Source organism: Haloglomus halophilum, from assembly GCF_024298885.1.
In the GTDB taxonomy this organism is placed as follows: domain Archaea; phylum Halobacteriota; class Halobacteria; order Halobacteriales; family Haloarculaceae; genus Haloglomus; species Haloglomus halophilum.
The window spans coordinates 2,928,834-2,948,657 of sequence record NZ_CP101166.1 but is presented as its reverse complement, the minus strand read 5'-3'; the positions used below and the strand labels follow the sequence as shown (position 1 = coordinate 2,948,657).

The window sequence follows — 19,824 nt, the reverse complement described above, 5'->3', positions numbered from 1 at the left end:
CCCTCCTGTATTACCTAACACCTGTAACCCATCCCGGTGGTATTAAGCCGGAGCGTGTGCCACACGTGCTCGCATGACTCTGGAACTCGAGGATATCGACCGTGTGACCGTGCTCGGTGCGGGGAGCATGGGTCACGGCATCACCGAGGTCGTGGCGCTGGGCGGCTACGACGTGACGATGCGGGACATCAAGGAGGAGATCGTCGAGGACGGCTACGACGACATCAAGTGGTCGCTGGAGAAGCTCGCGGAGAAGGGCCTCGTCGACCAGGACCCCGACGAGGTGCTGGACCGCGTGGACACCGCGGTCGACCTGGAGGCGGCCGTCGAGGACGCCGACCTCGTCATCGAGGCCGCGCCCGAGAAGCTCGACCTGAAGCGCGACATCTACGGCGACCTCGAGGAGTACGCACCGGACCACACCATCTTCGCCTCGAACACCTCGTCGCTGCCGATCACGCAGATCGCCGAGGCGACCGAGCGGCCCGAGCAGGTCGTCGGCACGCACTTCTTCAATCCGCCGGTGAAGATGGACCTCGTCGAGGTCATCTACGGGGAGGAGACCACCGACGAGACCGCCGATCTCGCCTACGAGTTCGTCGAAGATATCGAGAAGACCCCCATCTACGTGCGGAAGGACGTGCGCGGGTTCGTGGTCAACACCGTCCTCGGTCCGTTCGGTGACGAGGCCGCGTGGATGGCCAGCGAGGGCGTCGCCAGTGTCGAGGCCATCGACGCCGCGATGGTCCACCAGCGGGGCTACCCGATGGGGCCGTTCGAGCTGTCGGACATGACCGGCATCGACATCGGCTACGACGTGGCGAAAGAGGCCGGCCGCGAGGTCGCCCCCATCGTCGAGGAGAAGGTCGAGGCCGGCGACCTCGGCCAGAAGACCGGCAAGGGCTACTACGACTACGAGGACGGCGAGGGCACGACCTACGAGCCGGGTGACGGTGAGGGCGTCGACACGCTCCGCATCGAAGCCCGCATCATCAACCGCGCGGCGTACCTCGTCCGCGAGGACGTGGCGACGCCGGAGGCCATCGACACCGGGATGCGCCTGGGCACCGGGTTCCCCGAGGGGCCGTGCCGCCGCGCCGACAAGATCGGCCTGGACGTGGTGCTCGAGAAACTGCAGGACCTCCACGAGGAGTACGGCGCCGAGCGCTACGAGCCGGACCCGTGGCTCGTCGAGAAGGTCGAGGCGGGCGAGACCGGCGAGGACGCCGGGAGCGGCTTCTTCGACTACGGCGGCGGCGAGGACGGCACCCGCGACTACACCACCATCAACCACGAACTGCACGACGACGGCCTGCTCGAGATCGAGCTCGACCGGCCGGCCCGGATGAACGCCCTCAACGACGACCTGATGCAGGAGACCGTCCACCTGCTCAACACCGTCGACACGGACGAGGTCCGCGCGGTGACGTTCGAGGGGAACGGTGACCGCGCGTTCTCCGCGGGCGCGGACATCACCGGTTTCTCCGGCATCGCCCCGCACGAGGTGGAGGTGACGGAGTTCTTCCAGACGGTCAACGACTTCCCGCGGCCGACGCTGGCGAAGATCGACGGCTTCTGTCTGGGCGGCGGCCACGAGCTGGCGCTCGCGTGTGACCTGCGCGTGGCAACCGAGGATTCGGAGTTCGGCTTCCCGGAGATCGACCTCGGCCTCATCCCGGGCGGCGGCGGCACCCAGCGCGCGATGCGGATGCTGCCCGAGGCGCGCGCGAAGGAGCTCGTCTTCCGCGGCAACCGCATCTCCGCCGAGCGCGCCCACAAGTGGGGGCTCATCAACTGCGCCGTCGACAGCGAGGACTTCGAGGAGATCTGCGAGGAGTTCGTCGACGACCTCGTCAACGGACCGCCCATCGCGCTGAAGAAGGCCAAGCAGGTGATGAACAAGGGCGCCGACGAGAACATGGAAGCCGGCCTCGAGATGGAGTCCCAGGCGTTCGGCCTCCTCCTCACGACCGACGACATGGAGGAGGGCGCCATGGCGTTCATGGGCGACCGCGAGCCGGAGTTCGAGGGCAAATAGTGACCGGAACGGAGGGTGACGGCACCGAGTCGGCGGCCGACGCGGCCGATGCGACCCGCTCTCGCGACCTCGTCGGCGGCTCCGGGGACCCGGTGGACGCCGACGCGGCGGACCTCGCCGGCTCCGAGGCGCTGGAGCAAGAGCTCCGGGAGCACGGCCTGTTCGCCTGGCTCGACCTCGACATCGTCGCGGTCGAACCCGGGCGGGCGGTGTTCGATCTGCCGTTCGACGAGAAGTTCGCGAACATCTCGTCGGGGACCGTCCACGGTGGTATCACCGCGACGGTCATCGACACGGCCAGCGGCTTCGCCCTCCGCTCGACGTTCGAGAACCCCGCCCACGCGGCGCTGACGACGACCGACCTCAACGTGCGCTACGTCCGGCCCGCGCGCGACGACCTCCGCGTCGCGGCCGAGGTCGTCCGCGCCGGGTCGAGCATGGGCGTCACGGAGTGCGAGGTCACGACGATGCACGAGGGCGAGCGGAAGGTCGTCGCGACCGGCGGGACGACGTATCGACTGTTCAGGAACGCGGACGCGGACGAGGACGAGGACTGACAACCGATGACAGACACAGACGACGGCGACGACTACAGCATCTACGCGAACACCGAGGAGGGCGACACCGACACCACCGGCGGTCGGACCATCACGGAGGCCGACATCGCCAACTTCGCCGGCGTGAGCGGCGACTTCAACCACCTCCACATGGACGAGGAGGCCATGAAGGAGTCGATGTTCGGCGAACGCATCGCCCACGGGATGCTGGTGTTCTCGGCCGCGACAGGCCTGCTCTGGCAGAACCGCACACCCGAGGAGCGCGACGCCGTCGTCGCGTTCTACGGCATCGACGACCTGCGCTTCCGCGGGCCCGTCTTCGCCGGCGACACCATCCACGTCGAGGCCGAGGTGGTCGAGAAGCGCGAGTCCGACAACCCCGCCGCGACGGGGACCATCCAGTACGACGTGGAGGTCGTGAAGCAGGACGGCTCGACCGCCATCTCCTGCTCGATGCTGTCGCTAGTCGAGTAAAGCGCACATTTTCTATTTATCCGATGTAATAATCTATAATTCTTCGCCAACCCAATATATTCTAGATCCTCATCTATTATCGGGACCGACAGTCACGACGAACCTGAGTTGAAAGCCCTCGCCCGTTCTCCCTGTCACGACGCGCCCCCACACGACAGAATCCTGTTGAAAGCCCCCGCCCGCTCGACTCGCGCGGCTCGCTGCGCTCCTCGGTCTCACTTCGTTCGGCCTGCGGTGCTTGCGTCGCCGTGCTTCGTCGAGCGAGCGGCCCCTTTCAGTCCCGCCCTGTCGCTCGTTCGACCGAGCGTTCGCGCGTGGTGGTTCCAGCGGGGCGCTAGCGTCCCCACACCTCCCCGCGCTCGCGCCGGGGCGGCTCCCCACGCTCGCTTCGCTCGCGGGTTCGCCGGGATGGCGCGAGCGCGCTTCCTGTTCTCGGAACCGGCCGGCCGTGTAACTGCTCTCCGGCCGGGAGCGCGTGGTGATCAGCTTGTCTGCGAACCCGCGCGACCCGGGGAAGGGCAGGTGCGCCGCGAGCCTCGACAGGCCACGCCCCTGGTGGACTCGAAGGGCGAGCGCTCTCGACCCCGCCCGGACGACGCAAGGACCGCAGGCCGCCTCTGGCGGCCGAGGACCGCAGCGAGGCCCGGCGGGTCGAGAGCGCGAGGGCTTCGGAGGTCGTCTCGTCGCTGCGGTCCCTGTCGTGTGAGCGCGCGAGGGCTTCGGACAGGACTCCGGTGTCGCCGCCACCGTCGCTGCCGTCGTAATCACGAGAGAGCGTTCCCCCCTCGGCAGCGTGGCCGTCGTCGTCCGAGAGGGCTAGCCTCAAAACACTGGAACCCCAACACCAGGGTGATGGAACCACCGCGCGGCGAGTCGTCGGTTCGCGGGGGTCGGTCGGCGGGTGGCGACGCGGACGCGGGCCTCGTCAGTCGCTCCGTTCGCGTCGGGGCGCCACCGTTCCGGGCGGTCGTCGCGGCGGCGGAGAGTCCGCGGACGGTGTGGGCCGCGCCGGGCGAGGCGACCGTCGTCGGGAGCGGCGCGGCGGCCACGCTCACCGCGACCGGTGACGACCGGTTCGCGGCGGTCCGCGAGGCCGCCGCCGACCTGTTCGCCAGCGGCGACGTCCATGCCGGCACGCTCGCTGCGCGGCCCCGCCTGTTCGGCGGCTTCGCCTTCCACGAGGAACACGTGGCCCAGGGCGGCGAACCGCCGTGGGGCGACTACCCGTCGGCGGGCTTCCTCCTGCCGCGCGTGCAGCTCACCTACACCGGGACGGACCCGACCACGGGCGACGCGGACGCCGGGTCGGAGGCGTGGCTGACCGTCACCGCTGTCGGCCCGGACGCGTCGGCGGCGGCCGTCGAGACCCGGCTGGACGAGGCTCGCGAGACCGTCGAGTCGCTGCCGGCACCGGGGACGGTCGCCGACCCGCCGGGGGTCGCCGACCGCCGGCGGACCACCGACCGCGGCGCGTGGCGCGACTCGGTGAACGCCGCCCTCGGCCGCATCGAGGCCGGCGACCTCCGGAAGGTCGTCCTGGCCCAGGCGCTGGAGGCCGACCTCGAACAACCGCTGGACCTCCCCGATACGCTGACCCGCCTCGCCGGGCGCTACCCGGACTGCTATCGTTTCCTGCTGGAGCCCATCCACCCCGACGATGCCATGGCCGACGCGGGCGATGCGGGGGACGCCGACGACCCCCGTCCGGGCTTCTTCGGCGCGACGCCGGAGCGTCTCGTCGACCTCACCGGCCGCACCGTCGAGACGGGCGCGCTCGCGGGGACGACCGGGCGCGGGGAGACGCCCGCCGAGGACGAGTGGCTGGCCCAGGAGCTGCTGGCCGACGACAAGAACGTCCACGAGCACGAGCTCGTCGCGGACGCCATCCGGGAGCAGCTGGCGCCGTACGCTGCCTCCGTCTCGACCGGTGAGCGCCGCATCCGTCGGCTCGCGACGGTCCAGCATATCGAGACGCCCATCACGGCCGAACTCGCCGCGGACCACCACGTCCTCGACCTCGTGGAGGCGCTCCACCCGACGCCCGCCGTCGGGGGACTGCCGCCGGACCGTGCGCTGCAGACCATCCGCGACACGGAGCCGTTCGACCGCGGCTGGTACGCCGCGCCGGTCGGCTGGTTCGACGCCGCCGGCTACGGCTCGTTCGCGGTGGCCATCCGCTCCGCGGTGGCGAGTCCGGACGACCGGCAGGTGACGATGTTCGCGGGCGTCGGCCTCGTCGCGGACTCGGACCCCGACCGCGAGTGGGACGAGGTCCAGCTGAAGTACCGGCCCATCCTCGACGAACTGGAGTAGCTGACGACACCCAGCCCGGACCGCCGCGCCCGTCCGGTGGTTCTTAGCGCCGACCGTTCGTAGCCGGAGGTATGCACCAGGCCACGCACGACGGCGACGGAGGGACAGCGTGACCGACGGCCCACGCGACGACGACCCGCCGACGACCGACGCACCCAACCGGAACACGCTCTGGGGCCGCGTCATCGTGCAGGAACTCGTCCGGAGCGGCGTCCACGAGGTCTGCCTCACGCCGGGCAGCCGCTGTACGCCCCTCACCAACGCCTTCGCTGAACACCCCGACGTGCGGACGTTCACCCACATCGACGAGCGCTCGTCGGCGTTCTTCGCGCTCGGCCGGGCGAAGGCCACGGGCCGGCCGACGCCGCTCGTCTGCACCTCCGGCACCGCGCTCGCGAACTACCATCCCGCGGTGATGGAGGCCGCCAACGCCCGGGTGCCGATGCTCCTGCTGACGGCCGACCGCCCCCGCGTACTGCAGGATTCGGGCGCCAACCAGACCGTCGACCAGGAGAAGCTGTACGGCGACGCCGTCCGCGCGTATCGCACCCTCCCAGAACCGGAGGTCGAGGACCGGAAGGTCCGGGCGCTCCGCACGGCCGTCGCGCGGGCCGTGACCACGTCGACCCGGGAGGCGGGGCCGCCCGGCCCGGTCCATCTCAACGTCCCGTTCCAGAAGCCGCTGGAGCCGACGCCCGTGGCTGGCGACGTGCCCGGGGACTGGGGCGACGACACACACGCGCTGGCCGCGAGCGGGCGCGCTGACGAGCGCCCGTACGTGGCGACGACGCCCGGGCGACCGGACCTCTCGGCGGCCGACCGCGCCCGCGTGGTCGAGGCCGTCGAGGACGCCGAGCGTGGCCTCGTCGTCGCCGGGCCCGCGGACGCGCCGACGCCCGACCGCGACGCGCTGCTCGGGCTGGCCCGCGCGACGGGCTTCCCGGTCCTCGCCGACCCGCTGTCGGGCCTCCGCTTCGGCGAGCACGTCGATACCGACGGCGTCTTGGTGTGCGGCGGCTACGACTCGTTCCTCGACGCCCCGGCGTTCGACCCCGCCGCCGACGCGAGCACCCATCCGGCTCCGGACCTCGTCCTCCGCTTCGGCGCGTCCCCCACCTCGAAGACGCTCCGGCACTACCTCCGGGACGCGACGCGTGTGGCCGGCACCCGCCAGTTCGTTGTCGACCCCGCCGGTGGCTGGCGTGAGGCCGAGTTCGTCGCCTCCGACCTCGTCGTGGCGGACCCGACCCGGCTCGCGGCCACCGTCTCCGGCCGTGTCGAGGCCGGCACCGACCCGGCGTGGCGCGAACGGTTCGTGGCGGCCGAGCGAGCCCACTGGGCGACGGTGGCGGAGGCTCCGGACCCGGACGAGCCGCCTCACGAGGGGCAGGTCCTCGCGACGGTCGCCGACCGCATCCCGGACCCGGCAACGCTGTTCGTCTCGAACTCGATGCCGGTCCGGGACCTCGACCGGTTCGGCGAGCCACGCATGGCGGACCTGCGCGTGCTGGGCAATCGCGGCGCCTCCGGTATCGACGGTATCGCCTCCTCGGCGCTGGGGGCGGGAGCCGACGACGACCCGCTCGTTCTGGTGACGGGCGACCTCGCGTTCTACCACGACGCGAACGGCCTGCTCGCGCTCCCGCGCAACGACCTCGACGCAACCATCGTGGTCATCAACAACGACGGCGGCGGCATCTTCCACGTCCTCCCCATCGAGGAGTACGAGGGGTTCACGGAGTTCTTCCGGACGCCGCTGGGGGTCGACCTCTCGCACCTGGCGGCCATGTACGGCTACGACTTCGGGCGCGTCCACGCCGAGCGCGACGGGCTGGACGCCTTCGCGGACCTGTTCGACGCCGCCGTGGGCGCACCCGGCGGTCACGTCGTCGAGGTGGTCGTGGACGGCGAGGCGTCACACCGCACGCGAGAGGCGCTGCACGAGCGCGTCCACGAGGCGGTCGAGGAAGCGGCTGGAGCGGCTGTCAGCGAAGAGTAGCGGGCGTCGAGGTCAAGGAATCAGCTCTATGGCGTCTCGATGACGATGGCCTCCGACCCACAGAGCATACAGCCGCCGGCGTGGCGCCGGGCGACCATCTGCCGGCCGCAGTCCAGACAGTGGAGGAGCTGGTTGTCGCTATCGCGGAGTTCGGCCACCACCTCTGGAGTCTGCGGGGGGATGCAAGCGGTCGGGCCGTCCCCGGTGTCGACCCGCTGGTCGGTTTCGTCGGGCACATCCGGATTACCGGCTCTGACGGTAAGTGTCTCCCGGCCATCCACCGAGCGTCGGACTTAACCGCGTGCACCGTACCTCACCGGACGTGTTCGCGAGCGACGATGCCGACGGCAGCTGGCTCGGTCGGTGGCGCCGATCCCTAGCACTCGGCGGACTCACGCTGGTCGGAGCCGTCGGTGCCGGACTGGCATGGGCCCACCACCGCGACCTGTCCCCCGAAGAGCTCGAACCGGAGTACGCCGAGGGCGAGGACGACTTCCTCGACGTGGCCGGGATGCGGGTCCACTACCGCGACGACGGCCCGCGCGACGCGCCGGTCCTGCTCTGCCTCCACGGGACCTTCTCCTCGCTGCACACCTGGGACGGCTGGGTCGAGGAACTGACCGACGAGTACCGTGTCGTGCGCCCGGACCTCCCGGGCCACGGCCTGACTGGCCCTCACCCCGACGACGACTACACGATGGCCGCGTACGTCGCGTTCGTGGCCGCGTTCCTGGACGAACTCGGTATCGAGGAGTGCGTCGTCGCCGGGAACTCGCGGGGCGGCGAGATCGCCTGGCAGTTCGCGCTCGACCACCCCGAGCGCGTCCCCGCGCTCGTGCTCGTGGACTCGATGGGGTTCCCGATGGCCTTCGACAGCCCGTTCGGTATCATCGAGTTGCCGTGGGTCCCGAACGCCATCGCCCGGCTGACGCCCCGGCGGCTCATCCGCCGGAGCGTCCGCGACATCTACGGCGACCCCTCGCGGGTCTCGCCCGAACTGGTCGACCGCTACCACGACCTCATCCGGCGCGAGGGGAACCGCGACGCGGGCGTCGAACTCGTCCGGCGCGATGTGAACGCCGTCCACCGCCACGGGGAACTCGCCGACCTGCGGGTGCCGACGCTGGTGCTGTGGGGCGAAGAGGACTACCTCATCCCGCCGTGGTTCGGCAAGGACTTCGCCGAGACGCTCCCGGACGCCGAACTCATCACGTACGCGGACGCCGGTCACACGCCGATGGAGGAGATTCCCGAGCGGACCGCGGCCGACGTGCGGCGGTTCCTCGGTGCGCGGCTGGACGGCGAGGGATGACCGGTGCGCTCCCGGCCGTCACCCGGGTGCGCGCGGTCGGTCGAGGGCGCCTCAATCCAGGTACGTCGAGACGTACGGGCCGTCCTGGAAGTAGCCCAGCTTCTCGCGGTAGTACTCCCGGACGCCGATACCCGAGATGACCGAGAGCTTCGAGTAGCCCGCGTCGCGGGCGCGCTGCTCGGCCTCGCGCAGGAGCTTCCGGCCGTACCCCTGGTGCTGGTGTGAACCGCCGTCGCCGCCGCCGGCCTGCCCGACGCCGACCTCGTTGCCGTAGACGTGCAGTTCGCGAATCAGCGCCGCGTCCTGTAGCTCCCGGCGGACGGGCTCATCTGGGAACCGCAGTCGGCAGAACCCCACCAGCAGGTCCTTCTCGAAGTCCTCGTAGCTGATGAACTGCTCCATGCCGCCGGCGGCCTCGTACTCGATGGTGTCGCGGGTCACGTTCTCGGGCTGTTCGTCGTTCATCCCGACCTCCCGGCAGCGGATGCACTCACACTCCCAGCCGTGGTCGTCCATGACCTGCCACGCGAGCTGTCTGAGGTTCGACTTCTGGACCCCGGCCTCGATGTGGCCGGCGGGGATGTCGCGTTGCACCCGCTGGAGGCGGACGTACCGCGGCAGGTCCCGCATCACCTCGGCGACCAGTTCGGCCGCGCGCTCGCTGGACAGGGGCTCGAACTCGCCGCGGCGGTACATGTCGTAGGTGACGGTGTCGTCGACCACCAGGGTGGGGTAGATCTTCAGGTAGTCCGGGCGCCACGCGGGGTCGCTGAACAGCTGCCGGAAGTCCTCGACCACCATCCGCTCGCTCATCCCGGGCTGACCGGGCATCGTGTGGAAGCCGACCTTGAACGCCGCGTCCCGGAGCCGGCGGTTCGCGTCCATCGACGCCTGCACGCCGTGGCCCCGGTGCATCTCCCGGTTCACGCGCTCGAAGGTGGTCTGGACGCCGACCTCGACCTTCGTCCCGCCGAGCGACAGCATCCGGTTCACTTGCTCCGGGTCGCACCAGTCGGGCTTCGTCTCGAACGTGACGCCGATGCAGCGCACGTCACCGGTCTCGTTCTCGGCGATGACGTCCTCCAGGTACGAGAACTCGGGCGGCCCCTCGGGCGCGAAGCTCTCGGACTCCGAGGGCGTCGCTTCGGCCCCGGGGTCGAACTCGTTCATCGCCTCGAGCGCGCGCTTGACGAACCACTCCTGATAATCGTGGGAACGGGCGGTCATCGTCCCGCCCATCACGATGAGTTCGACCTTGTCGACGGGGTGGCCGATCTTCCGGAGCTGGTTCAGTCGCAGCGTCACCTGCCCGTACGGGTCGTAGTCGTTCTGCTGGCCCCGCGCTGCGGCGGGCTCGTCGCCGGTGTAGCTCTGCGCGCTGGAGAACTCGCTGTCCGGGCCGCCGGGGCAGTAGAGACATTGCCCGTGCGGGCAGTTGTGGGGCGCGGTCATCACGGCGACCGGGGAGACCCCCGACGCCGTCCGGACGGGCTTGCGCCGGAGGACCGACTCCAGCTCGTCACGGCGCTCCGGGATGGCGTCCATGATGTCGCTGTTGCGCGGCACCTTCGGCGCGCCGTGGCGCGAGCAGGCGTCGAGCTTGGCGCTCTCGACCTCGTCGCGCTCGAGGTCGCCCGCGAGAACGCGCTCGGCCAGTTCCTCGATGACGCGCTGGAACGCCTCGGTCTCCTCCGGTGGCTGGTCGGTGTCGGTGCTCATCGTCCGCTGGTTGCTGGTGTTCGGGTGGGCGCGGGCAAATGTCTCCCGGTCCAGACCCCCAGCCCGGTAGACGCCCCCATTCTTGTGGGTTCCGTGAGTCACCGCGCCCATGAGCGACGACGACGCACCCATCCCCCGCGGCGTGAGCCGCGACACTCTCCTCGATATCCTCGCGGGCTGGTACGAGGCGGGCGCCGCCGAGGAACCGGCCCACACTGGAACCGTCGCCGACCGTACGGGGCACCCGGACGCGACCGCCCGGCAGACGCACTTCTTCGAGGCCATCGGTGCGCTTGAACCGGCCGACGACCAGCGACACCGCCTCACGGAGCGCGGGACACCGCTCGCCGCCGCAATCGCCGACGGCGAGGACGACCTCGCCCGTGAGCGCGCGTACGGGCTGCTCGCGGCCTGGCCGCTCACGGTCCGCGCCCGTGACCTCCTGCGTGGCGACCCGCTCGGCGAGGACGACCTCCTCCCGCGGCTGGCGTCGTTCGCGGACGCCGACCTCGACGCCTCGCGCGACCGCGTCGGCCTCCGGACCCTCGTCGACGTGTGGACGTGGGCGGGCGCGCTCGACCGGGCCGACGACGGGCGCTACCTGCCCGGTCGGGTCGACCCGGGGAGCGGTGGTGGGGGGCCGGGAACCGACGCGGGTGGAACGGCGGACGAGACGGTCCGTGTCGGCCTCGAACTCTCCGTCGACCTCGACGCCGAACAGGTCTCCGAACTGGTCGCGGGCGTCAAACGCGGTCTCGAAGCGGGCGAGGGGCCCCACGTCGAGACCAGCATCTCCGGCGCGGACGTGGCGGTCGGGCCGCCCGGCGACACCGACGGCGAGGAGTAGCTACCGTCCGCCCTGCACCACACTCGCGGGGTACGCGACCGAGAGCGCCTCCGGGACCACCTCGCAGTGGAGGTCGGTCAGGTCCGGCAGCGGCGTGCCGTCGATCTCGGCGGGCAGGGTGCCGCTCGCCGCGCCGGTGCCGGCGCCCGCCCGCACGTCGAACGTCCCGCCGGTGAAGTGGTGGACCGCGGGGTGGTCGAGGTGGTCGCCGTTCCGGGCCGCCCGCGCGATGGCGAGCGCCTCGCGCCCGCCCACGGGTTCGAGGACGAGCGCGTGGAGGGTCCCGTCGCCCGGACGCGAGTCCGGCAACAGGCGTGTCGTGCCGCCCCGGTAGCGCCCCCCGCCGACGGCGACGAGGCGAGCCTCGCCCGCGAACAGGCGCTCGTCGGCGCGACCCACCCGGACCGCCACGGGGTCGGCGAACAGCGTCGCCGTGGCCGTCCCGAGGAGGTACGCCAGCGGCCCCGGGAGCGCGCGGAACCGCTCGGCACCGTCCAGCGCGTGCCGGAACAGCCCGACCGTCACGCCCAGCACGGAGTACCGGGCCTCGGTCGGCGGCTCCGTCTCCACGGCCGCCAGTTCGAGCGGTCGCCCCACGACACCCTCGCCCAGCCGTGCGGCCAGTTCGCGCCAGTCCGTGTCGCCGTAGAGGTGCCGGTAGACGCTGTTTCCCCGGCCCGCCGGGACGACGAACAGCGGCGGCGGGTCCCCGCCCGTCTCCTCGCTCCACGCGTACAGCGCGCTCGCGACCTCGCGGAGCGTGCCGTCGCCGCCGACGCTGACGAGCAGGTCCACCTCGCCCGCGAGCGCCCGCGTCGCCCGGGGCACGTCGTCGGGCCCCTGCGTCACCTCGCGCTCGACCGTGTCACCGTAGCGTGCAGCGAACGTCCGCGCGAGCCGCCGGCCCTCGCCGTCGCCGGAGGTCGGGTTGACGACGGCCCCGACGCGGTCGGGAACGGTCGGGGTCGCACCCACCCGGGCGACCGCGTCGGCGTCGGCACCCGCGTCAGCGTCGGCGTCGTCGCTCATGGTCCCAGCACCGCATCCACGTCGGCGAGCGTGGCGTCCGTCTCGTGGACATCCCGGACCGCCCGGGCGATGCGCTCGGCGTCGTCCGTCTCGGCGCCGCGGGCCACCATCGCCTCCGAGAGCTTCCGGCGGGCGATGGCGCGCGTCTCGTCGAGCGCCCGCCCCGCGAACCCGGGCGGATGCTCGCACGTCTCGCTGAACTCGCGGCCGTCCGCGAGCCGGACGGTCACCCGCGCGCCCATGGCCTTGTCCGCCCCCGAGAGGTCGTCGGGCAGCGGGCGCTTCCGGACGAACCGGAGCAGCGTCGGGAGGTTCTTCAGTGCGGTCACGGGCCCGACGCTCTTCGCCGAGTACGGGATGACCTTCCAGCCGACCCGTCGGAGCATCGCGCCCAGCGGCACCTCCGACCGGAGCGCCCGCATCGTGAACTCGGGGTCGTGTTCGATGTGGACACGGTCGGCCAGTTCCCAGACGGCCTCGTCCCCGACGCGCTCCGGGCGCAACTGCCGGGGCGTGTGCTCGCCGTCCCGGAGCGCCACGGCCACGTTGTACGGGATGGAGAAGTTGAGCGACGCGAGCGGGCTCTCCGTGCGGTCGGTGTAGCGGTTCGCCAGGCGGTCGACCTCGTGGCTGAACAGCGAGCCATCGACGCGGACGCCCGTTATCTCGGCGCGGTCGCTCTCGGGAGCCACGGCCTCTCTCACCTCTTTCCGGACCTGCAGTGCGGCGTGAACGGGCGCCGTCACGTACGCACAGCCGGGGTACGGCTTCACCGTCACGGCGCGGGTGTGCCAGCGCTCGCCCAGCCCCCCGAGGAACTCGGGGAGTGGCAGGTCCGAGAACTCGTCGAGGAAGCCGTCCTCCGCCGCGACGATGTCGGGGTTCCCGGTCAGGCCGTTCCGCGCGGCCGAGACCGCCGACAGGCCCGTGAGGGTCGGCTCGGCCGCGGACAGCACCTTCGCGTCGGACCCGAGGAAGTCCGGGACGAGCGGCCAGGGCGGCTGTCCGAGCGCGATGGCGATGGCGTCGGCCAGCGTGTCGGCGTCGTCGCCCTCGACCACGCCGCGCGCGACGGCAGCGCCGACGCTGTGGACGTATGCGGTCTGCTGGCCCCGGAACGGGCCGACCGCGGCCGCGCTGGCGATGCGCGCGGCGATCTCGTTGGCGGCGACGTGGGCCCGGAGCGCGCGACGCCCGGGGTACTCGAGATCGGCCGCGTGGGCCTCCGCGAACAGGTACGGGACGAGCGCGGCGCTGTGGCCGGTGTGTCCCCCGAGAACCGTGTCGTCGAAGTCCATCGCCATCGCGAGCGCGGCCGCGCCGTAACACGCCCCCCGGACCGGCATCGGCCCGGCACCGGGGAGCGTCGCGGTCGCGCCCTCGTCGGCCGGGAACTCCGCCCGGACGGTGTCGAGGACGTGCTCGCCGACGGGGTGGTCGAGCGTCCAGACGGCCGCGCCGACGGTGCTGGTCAACTGCGCGGCCGCGGCCCGCCGGACCGGGGCCGGGATGCGACCGAACCGGAGCCCCGCCGCCCACTCCGCCGCGGTCTCGACGAACGGGCGCTGCTCGGGGCCGGCCTCCTCGGGTGCCTCCACCGCGTCCCCGGCCGCCACCGCACCCTCGGGCGCCGCGTCGTCGCTCGCCACCGTGGACTCGCCGGGCGCGTCCGTCGCCATCAGGCCGCCCTCCGTCGGTGTCGTAACGGGGTCGTGATACGGCGTCTCATACCGGCTGGTGCGCCGAGAGTGACTAATCGGTGTCGGTCATGCGGGCGTGGGGCGGGCGGCGGGAGCGATGGGGGCGATGGGCGGGCTCAGGCGGTCTCGAGATAGATACTGACCGACCCGTCGGCCACTCCGGACTCCAGCTCGCCGCCAGCGCGCTCGACGAGCACGTCCGCGACCGAGAGGCCGACATCGCTACCGACCCCGCCGAGCATCGGGTCACCGCCGTCGGGCGTCGTCTGCCCGGGGACCGTGACGCTGACGACCACGCCGTCCCCGTCGAGCGTCGCCGAGAGTGTCGCCCGCCCGCTCGTCGCGAGCGCCTCCGTCAGCAGCGAGTTGACGGCCTCCCCGAGCGCGGGCGAGGAGCGGACGGTCACGTCCGGGAGCGGCTCCGCCACCGAGACGGCGGGGTCGCCGTCGGCGTGGGTGGCCCGGAGCTGTTCGACCTCGGCCCGGAGAAGCCGCGGGAGGTCGATCTCGCTGGCCGGCTCGTCGTCGGGGCCCGCGATGGCGCTCACCTGCTCGACCAGCGTGACGATCTCCTCGCCCCGGAGGCGTGCGTCCCTGAGGTCGTCGTCGACCTGCGGGTCGTCGCTCCGGTCGCGCGCGAGTTCGACCTTCGCAAGCAGGATGTTCATCCCGTTGAGGAGGTGATGCCGGAGCAGCCGGTTGAGATGGTCCAGCTTCTCGCGCTCGCGCTCCAGTTCCTCCCGCTGTTGCTCGGTCCAGACCTCGTAGAGCCCGATTCCGAAGCCGGCGAGCGCCCCGCAGACGACGGTGCTCGTCAGCACGAACACCGGCTGGTCGATGACGTACCCCTCGCGCTGGAGGAACAGCGCCAGCCCGCCGAGCGTCCCGATGCCGGCCATCCCGGCCGTGCTCCACTCCAGCATCCGCGTCGCGGTCCGCTCGTCGAGCTCGTCCGTCAGCAGCACCCAGAGCCCGGACCCCACGAGCGCGATGGCGAGGAAGGACGGGAGGACCGTCCCGAGCGTGATGGCGAGCCGGCTCTCGGTGGGGTCGTAGGCGCTCCAGATGACGAACAGTCCGGTCACGCCCAGCCCTGTCAGCACCGTAGCGCTCCCGAGTCGCCGGGCGCCTTTCATCGTCTGAGATGGAAATCACGCGCCCATAAAAGTGAGAGGGGCGTTATCAGTTCGTGAAAACACCCACCTACAGCCGCTCGCCGCGGTCGGCTGCCCGGACGACGACCGTATCGGCCGCCAGGTCACCGAGCCGCTGTTTGTCGTCCGTGAGGTAGATGGCGACGAGGCCGACGATGTAGAACACCGGCAGCACGTCGACGATCCGGAGCACCGTCCGGATACCGGCGTCGGTGTAGTCACACGCCTCGCCCCGTTCGGTGACGACGACCAGTTCGAAGACGTGTTTCCCCACCGTCTTCCCGTACGTCCCTTCGAACACGAAGAAGTAGAGGAGGAGCAACAGCCCGGTCAGGCCGCCTCCGAGTTCGGAAGGGAGACTGAACGCCCCCGCCACCAGCCCCCCGACGATGGCGACGAGGATGGCGTCGACGACGAACGCGCCGACGCGGCGTAACACCACGTCGTCCTGCGTTCCCATCTGCGGTTTCGGTCGCTCGAACAGCTCCATGACGCGCCGTGCGTGACGGCCCATTATAAACCCCGGCGGGTCCGTCCGACGCGTGTCCGCCCTCCCACGCGTCGCCCACGTTGCCGTCCCCGCCCGCGGTCGTTCGCGACTGGCGCCCCACCGCCGAACCGGTTTGAGTCCCCGGGTCCTCCACGGCGTATGCGACGACGACGGCTCCTCGGCGTGCTCGGCGCCGCCGGGGCGACGGGGCTGGCGGGCTGTACTGGCGGCGGTAGTGGCGCCCCTGGGGGTGATGGGTCGGGGAACGGGGACGGAGCCTCGACGACCGGCACCGGGACGCCGTGGGGGCTTCCCGACCACGCCTCGCTGCCGGGACTGGACGCGGAGCCGGTGGTCGGCCCACCCCCCGGCGAGGCCCCGGGGCTCGTGGTGGCCTTCGAGGACCCGTCCTGTACCGTCTGCCAGCGGTTCGAGAAGAACACGTGGCCGAGACTGGAGTCCGAACTGGTCGCGAGCGGGCAGGTCAGCTTCGTCTACCGGGTGATGCCCATCACGTACCAGTGGGGCAAGCCGGCGACACAGGCACTTGAATCGACGTACGCGTTCGCCCGCGAGGCCGGGCAGGACCGAGACGCGCCGGCGTTCTGGGGGCTGAAGGCCGCCTACTACACCGAGCGCGAGCGGTTCGCGTCGGGCGACGTGCTCGCGGAGACGGAGGCGTACCTCGCGAGCGAGACCGACCTGGACGCGGCGGCCGTCGTAGCAGCCGCCCGCGAGAAGCGCCACGATGCGGCCGTGCAGGCCGACCTCGCGGCGGGGAACGAGGCGGGCGTCAGCGCGACCCCCACGTTCTTCCTGTTCCGGGACGGCGAGTTCCGGACGGCCATCAGGGGCGCACAGAGCTACGACGTCTTCGCTACGGCGCTGGGGTTCTGATGGTGGGCCCCACGCGCTCGGCATCGTGGTCGCTCCCCCGGCTGCCGACCCGGAGCGACGACTGGCGGCTGATGGCCCTGACCGCACGGCTCGTCCTCGGCGGGCCGGCGTACGCCGCCCTCGCGCTGGGGGGTGCGGTCGTCGCGCTCTCACTGTTCGTCTTCTCGCTCAACCTCCCGCTCGTCGGCTTCGCGCTCTCGCCCGGCATCCCGGTGGCCGACCGGCTGACGCTGCTCGTGGAACTCTACCCCTTCCTCGGCCCGGGGTTCGGCGTCGTGCAGGGCGTCCTGTTGCTCGTCGTGGCCGCGCTGGTCGGCGTCGACGTGTCCATGGCGGTCTACCACGTCCGCGAGCACGACCTCTCGGCCGCGAGCGGCAGCGGCCTCGTCGGGGTCGTCCTCGGGACACTCGGCGCGGGGTGTGCGGCCTGCGGGTCCGCCGTGCTGGCGGGACTGCTCGCCCTGTTCGGCATCGGGTCGCTGACCATCCTGCCACTCGACGGGCTGGAGTTCGCGATCCTCGGGCTGGTGGCGGTCCTGCTCTCGATATTCTGGTTGGCCGACGGGATGCGTGGCGGGGAGATACGCGGCTGTCCGGTCGACCTGTAGCCTCGTGGGCCGCCGACCCCTGGCGGCGGACGCGTCGAGCGGGTTCCGACGTTCGAAGCGGTCGCGGGGTTTTTGCTCGGGCGTCCCCGTTGCCGGGTATGGAGGCACGGGAGCGAGCGTTCCGGGAGTTCGCCACGCTCGTTCGGGACCGGGAGGGGTCGTTCGTCGACCGCATCGACGAGGCACTGGAACTGGGTCGCTCGGCGCTCGGCGTCGAGTACGGCTCGCTCGCCCGCATCGACGACGGGGAACACACGGTCCTGGCCGTCGCCACGGCGGGTGAGGCGCTGGGCACTGTCGGCGACAGCCGACCGCTCGGGGAGACGTTCTGTGAACTCCCCGTCGCGGACCGCGAGCCGGTCGCGTTCGGACGCGTCGAGGACGGACCACCGGGCACCGCCGACCGGACGGTCCACACCGCCGACGGGTTCTCCTGTTACGTCGGCGCGCCCGTCACCGTCGACGGCCGTGTCTACGGCACCTGCTGTTTCACCGGGCGGGCCCCACGGGACCCGTTCGCCGACTGGGAGCGCGAGCTGGTCGCGGCGCTCGCGAGCTGGATGAGCGACGGCCTCACCGCCCGGGCGCGGGAGCTCGCCCTCGCCTCGGAGAGCGACCGGCTCGACGGCTTCGCCGCGATGATCGACCACGACATCCGGGAGCCGCTCTCGACCGCGCGCGGTCACGCACAGCTCGCACACGAAGCCGCGGCCGACATCGACGGGGCCGTTGACGAGGTCGCCCGGCACACCGAGGCCACCGTGACGGCGCTCTCGCGGACCGAGCGGCTGGTGGCCGACCTGCTCCGGCTCGCCAGCGATTCCGAGCGCGCGGGCGGGGCGGGCCCGGTGGACGTCCGCACGGCCGCCGAACACGCCTGGGGCGAGGCCACCGACGGCGAGCCGCGCGGCCGGCTGACGACCGAGCCCGGCGTCCGCGTTCCGGCCGACGAATCGCTGTTGAAGCGGCTACTGGCGGAGACCTTCCGGTTCTGCCTCGAGACGGCCGGCGAGAGCGCCGACCTCGACGCCCCGGGACGGCTCCACGTCCGGGTCGGCTCGCTCGGCGACCGACCCGGGTTCTTCGTCGCGGACGACGGCCCGGGGTTCCCGGGCGAGAGCGAGGACCGCCCGGCGGCGGAGGAGCGTGGACTCGGCCGCATCGAGCGTATCGCGGCCGCGCACGACTGGGCGGTCACCGCCGGGCTCAGTGCGGAGGGCGGCGTCCGTATCGAGGTCGAGACCGACGAGGGGATCTGGCCCACATCGGCGACGCCGGAGCACGTCCGGCACGAGGCCCCGGCCGGGCAGGACGATATCGAGGGCGCACCCGACACGGGGGAGGGGGAGCCGGAAACGGACGCCGGCGAGAGAGAGCCGGAGGCCGACACCAGGGAGGGAGAACCGGAAGCCGACACCGGTGCCGGCTCCGACTGAACGGGGGGACCGGAGAACAGGAGAACGACGGTACGTCGGGACGAGAGCCCCGGATCCGCACTCAGACGCTCGCATCGACCGCCCGGCCTCCGTCCGTCAGTTCACCGCGGAGCACCGAGAGGAAGGCCTCGGGGAACTCCCCGTGCGGGAGCAGGTCGGCGTCCTCCAGTACGACGAGTTTCACGTCGGCGCGCTCGGCCAGTTCACGGCCCTGTGAGAGGGGCGTGACCTCCGAGACGCCGCCCCAGCAGACCGTGACGGGCGTCCCCGACTCGCGGATCTCACCCAGCAGTGCCCCGAGGTCGGCGTCGAGGTTGAGGAAGCCGCTGAGGAACGACGCCGGCGCGTAGCGGGCGCCCGGGACGTGGGTGGTGGCGTAGTCGTACGCGACCCACTCCTCCGGGACCGCGGCCGGCGAGGAGAACCCGTGGTCACCGAGGAAGTAGCGGATGGACGCCTCCGAGCTGATGAGGTTGTGGACCGCCTCACCGACCAGCGGCGCGCGCAGCAGCGACCGGATGGCCGGGGAGCGCCCGGGGAACGCCGATGCGGTCGGGGAGACGAGGAACAGCTGGCGGACGGGCGCGCCCTTCTCGGCGACGGCGGCGGCCGTGTAGGCGGCGACCAGCGAGGACGCGACGACCGCCGGCGGCTCCGGCTCGTCGCGGGGGGCCGCGCCGTCCCCGCCGACCGTCCCCTCGGCCACATCCCGGAGGAAGTCCGCGACGAAGGTGACGTACAGCGTCGCCGAGTACAGCAGCGGCGGGCGGTCGGAGTGGCCGAAGCCGGGCAGGTCCGGCGCGAGGACGTGGTGGTTCTCGGCGAGGTCGTCGACGACGTAGCGGAACTCGTGGCTGGAGCCGGCGGCGTTGACCCCGTGCAGCAGGACGAGCGTCGGGTCGGCGGGGTCGCCCGCCTCGGTGTAGGCCACATCGAAGCCACGCCAGCGGTAGGTCGCGAGCGGCCGGCCGAGCGGCGGTTCCAGCTCGTCGGCGTCGCCACGGAGGAGCGCGTTCCCGCCAGCGACCGCGCCGACGGCACCAGCGGCCCCCAGCAGGGCGTTCCGGAGTTTCATACACGTTCGGACGGCCGCCTGTCGGGTAAATCCTGTCGACCCGCGGCGACACGTGCCGTCGCCGGCCGGTGGTTCGTACGTCGCCGCAAGGGAAACGGCCGACGGCAGATATTATCGAGTTATCGTAGATTATGACCGCGAGACCCACCCATGGACATTCTCTCCCGAGAATAATC

At 71.8% G+C, this 19,824-nt stretch carries 17 protein-coding genes; 10 read left to right on the top strand and 7 right to left on the bottom strand.

Annotated elements, in window-relative coordinates; genetic code table 11:
- The first annotated feature begins 73 nt into the window (after positions 1-73).
- The 5 genes from NL114_RS14315 to menD all read left to right on the top strand — a co-directional run bounded on the left by NL114_RS14315 (position 74) and on the right by menD (position 7,381).
- Complete coding sequence (locus NL114_RS14315; protein WP_254821596.1) at positions 74-2,038, top strand: 3-hydroxyacyl-CoA dehydrogenase/enoyl-CoA hydratase family protein; 1,965 nt, start codon at positions 74-76, stop codon at positions 2,036-2,038.
- 92 nt (positions 2,039-2,130) lie between these two features.
- Positions 2,131-2,595 (top strand): PaaI family thioesterase, encoded by a 465-nt coding sequence (locus tag NL114_RS14310; protein WP_350355430.1) that lies wholly within the window; start codon positions 2,131-2,133, stop codon positions 2,593-2,595.
- A 6-nt stretch (positions 2,596-2,601) separates the two neighbouring features.
- Positions 2,602-3,069 (top strand): MaoC/PaaZ C-terminal domain-containing protein, encoded by a 468-nt coding sequence (locus NL114_RS14305; protein WP_254821594.1) that lies wholly within the window; start codon positions 2,602-2,604, stop codon positions 3,067-3,069.
- A gap of 852 nt (positions 3,070-3,921) precedes the next feature.
- Positions 3,922-5,382, top strand: a complete 1,461-nt coding sequence (locus tag NL114_RS14300) for an isochorismate synthase (protein ID WP_254821593.1) — start codon at positions 3,922-3,924, stop codon at positions 5,380-5,382.
- Between the two features lie 109 nt (positions 5,383-5,491).
- Positions 5,492-7,381, top strand: coding sequence for a 2-succinyl-5-enolpyruvyl-6-hydroxy-3-cyclohexene-1-carboxylic-acid synthase (gene menD / locus NL114_RS14295; RefSeq protein WP_254821592.1), 1,890 nt, complete (start codon positions 5,492-5,494; stop codon positions 7,379-7,381).
- Positions 7,382-7,407: 26 nt separating this feature from the next.
- Here the strand turns inward: menD and NL114_RS14290 are convergent, their stop codons facing one another.
- Positions 7,408-7,617, bottom strand: coding sequence for a hypothetical protein (locus NL114_RS14290; protein ID WP_254821591.1), 210 nt, complete (start codon positions 7,615-7,617; stop codon positions 7,408-7,410).
- Positions 7,618-7,682: 65 nt separating this feature from the next.
- Here NL114_RS14290 and NL114_RS14285 point away from each other — a divergent pair, with 65 nt between their 5' ends.
- Positions 7,683-8,693 (top strand): alpha/beta fold hydrolase, encoded by a 1,011-nt coding sequence (locus NL114_RS14285; RefSeq protein ID WP_254821590.1) that lies wholly within the window; start codon positions 7,683-7,685, stop codon positions 8,691-8,693.
- A 51-nt stretch (positions 8,694-8,744) separates the two neighbouring features.
- Here the strand turns inward: NL114_RS14285 and NL114_RS14280 are convergent, their stop codons facing one another.
- Positions 8,745-10,412, bottom strand: coding sequence for a tRNA uridine(34) 5-carboxymethylaminomethyl modification radical SAM/GNAT enzyme Elp3 (locus tag NL114_RS14280; protein ID WP_254821589.1), 1,668 nt, complete (start codon positions 10,410-10,412; stop codon positions 8,745-8,747).
- 109 nt (positions 10,413-10,521) lie between these two features.
- Between NL114_RS14280 and NL114_RS14275 the strand changes: the two genes are divergently transcribed.
- Positions 10,522-11,259 carry a hypothetical protein gene (locus NL114_RS14275; protein ID WP_254821588.1) on the top strand — a complete coding sequence of 246 codons (738 nt, stop codon included), beginning with the start codon at positions 10,522-10,524 and terminating at the stop codon, positions 11,257-11,259.
- On the opposite strand, the gene NL114_RS14270 is transcribed toward NL114_RS14275, so the two are convergent.
- The 4 genes from NL114_RS14270 to NL114_RS14255 form a co-directional block, all read right to left on the bottom strand.
- Positions 11,260-12,288: a diacylglycerol/lipid kinase family protein gene (locus tag NL114_RS14270; protein WP_254821587.1), complete on the bottom strand. Its 1,029-nt coding sequence runs from the start codon at positions 12,286-12,288 to the stop codon at positions 11,260-11,262.
- A complete protein-coding gene (locus NL114_RS14265) occupies positions 12,285-13,967 on the bottom strand; it encodes an MmgE/PrpD family protein (RefSeq protein WP_254821586.1) in 1,683 nt (560 codons plus the stop codon). Before NL114_RS14265 ends, NL114_RS14270 begins: the two co-directional genes overlap by 4 nt.
- 137 nt (positions 13,968-14,104) lie before the next feature.
- Entirely contained in the window at positions 14,105-15,124 is a 1,020-nt protein-coding gene (locus tag NL114_RS14260) for a hypothetical protein (RefSeq protein ID WP_254821585.1), read from the bottom strand.
- Positions 15,125-15,191: 67 nt separating this feature from the next.
- Positions 15,192-15,632, bottom strand: a complete 441-nt coding sequence (locus NL114_RS14255) for an RDD family protein (RefSeq protein ID WP_254821584.1) — start codon at positions 15,630-15,632, stop codon at positions 15,192-15,194.
- 159 nt (positions 15,633-15,791) lie between these two features.
- Between NL114_RS14255 and NL114_RS14250 the strand changes: the two genes are divergently transcribed.
- The 3 genes from NL114_RS14250 to NL114_RS14240 all read left to right on the top strand — a co-directional run bounded on the left by NL114_RS14250 (position 15,792) and on the right by NL114_RS14240 (position 18,573).
- Entirely contained in the window at positions 15,792-16,529 is a 738-nt protein-coding gene (locus tag NL114_RS14250; protein ID WP_254821583.1) for a DsbA family protein, read from the top strand.
- The gene (locus tag NL114_RS14245) at positions 16,529-17,137 is read left to right on the top strand and encodes a hypothetical protein (protein WP_254821582.1); all 609 of its coding nucleotides are present in this window, start codon (positions 16,529-16,531) and stop codon (positions 17,135-17,137) included. Before NL114_RS14250 ends, NL114_RS14245 begins: the two co-directional genes overlap by 1 nt.
- Before the next feature lie 98 nt (positions 17,138-17,235).
- Entirely contained in the window at positions 17,236-18,573 is a 1,338-nt protein-coding gene (locus NL114_RS14240) for a GAF domain-containing protein (protein WP_254821581.1), read from the top strand.
- Between the two features lie 61 nt (positions 18,574-18,634).
- Here the strand turns inward: NL114_RS14240 and NL114_RS14235 are convergent, their stop codons facing one another.
- On the bottom strand, positions 18,635-19,648 hold the full coding sequence (locus NL114_RS14235; protein WP_254821580.1) for an alpha/beta fold hydrolase: 1,014 nt from the start codon (positions 19,646-19,648) through the stop codon (positions 18,635-18,637).
- Positions 19,649-19,824: the final 176 nt, after the last annotated feature.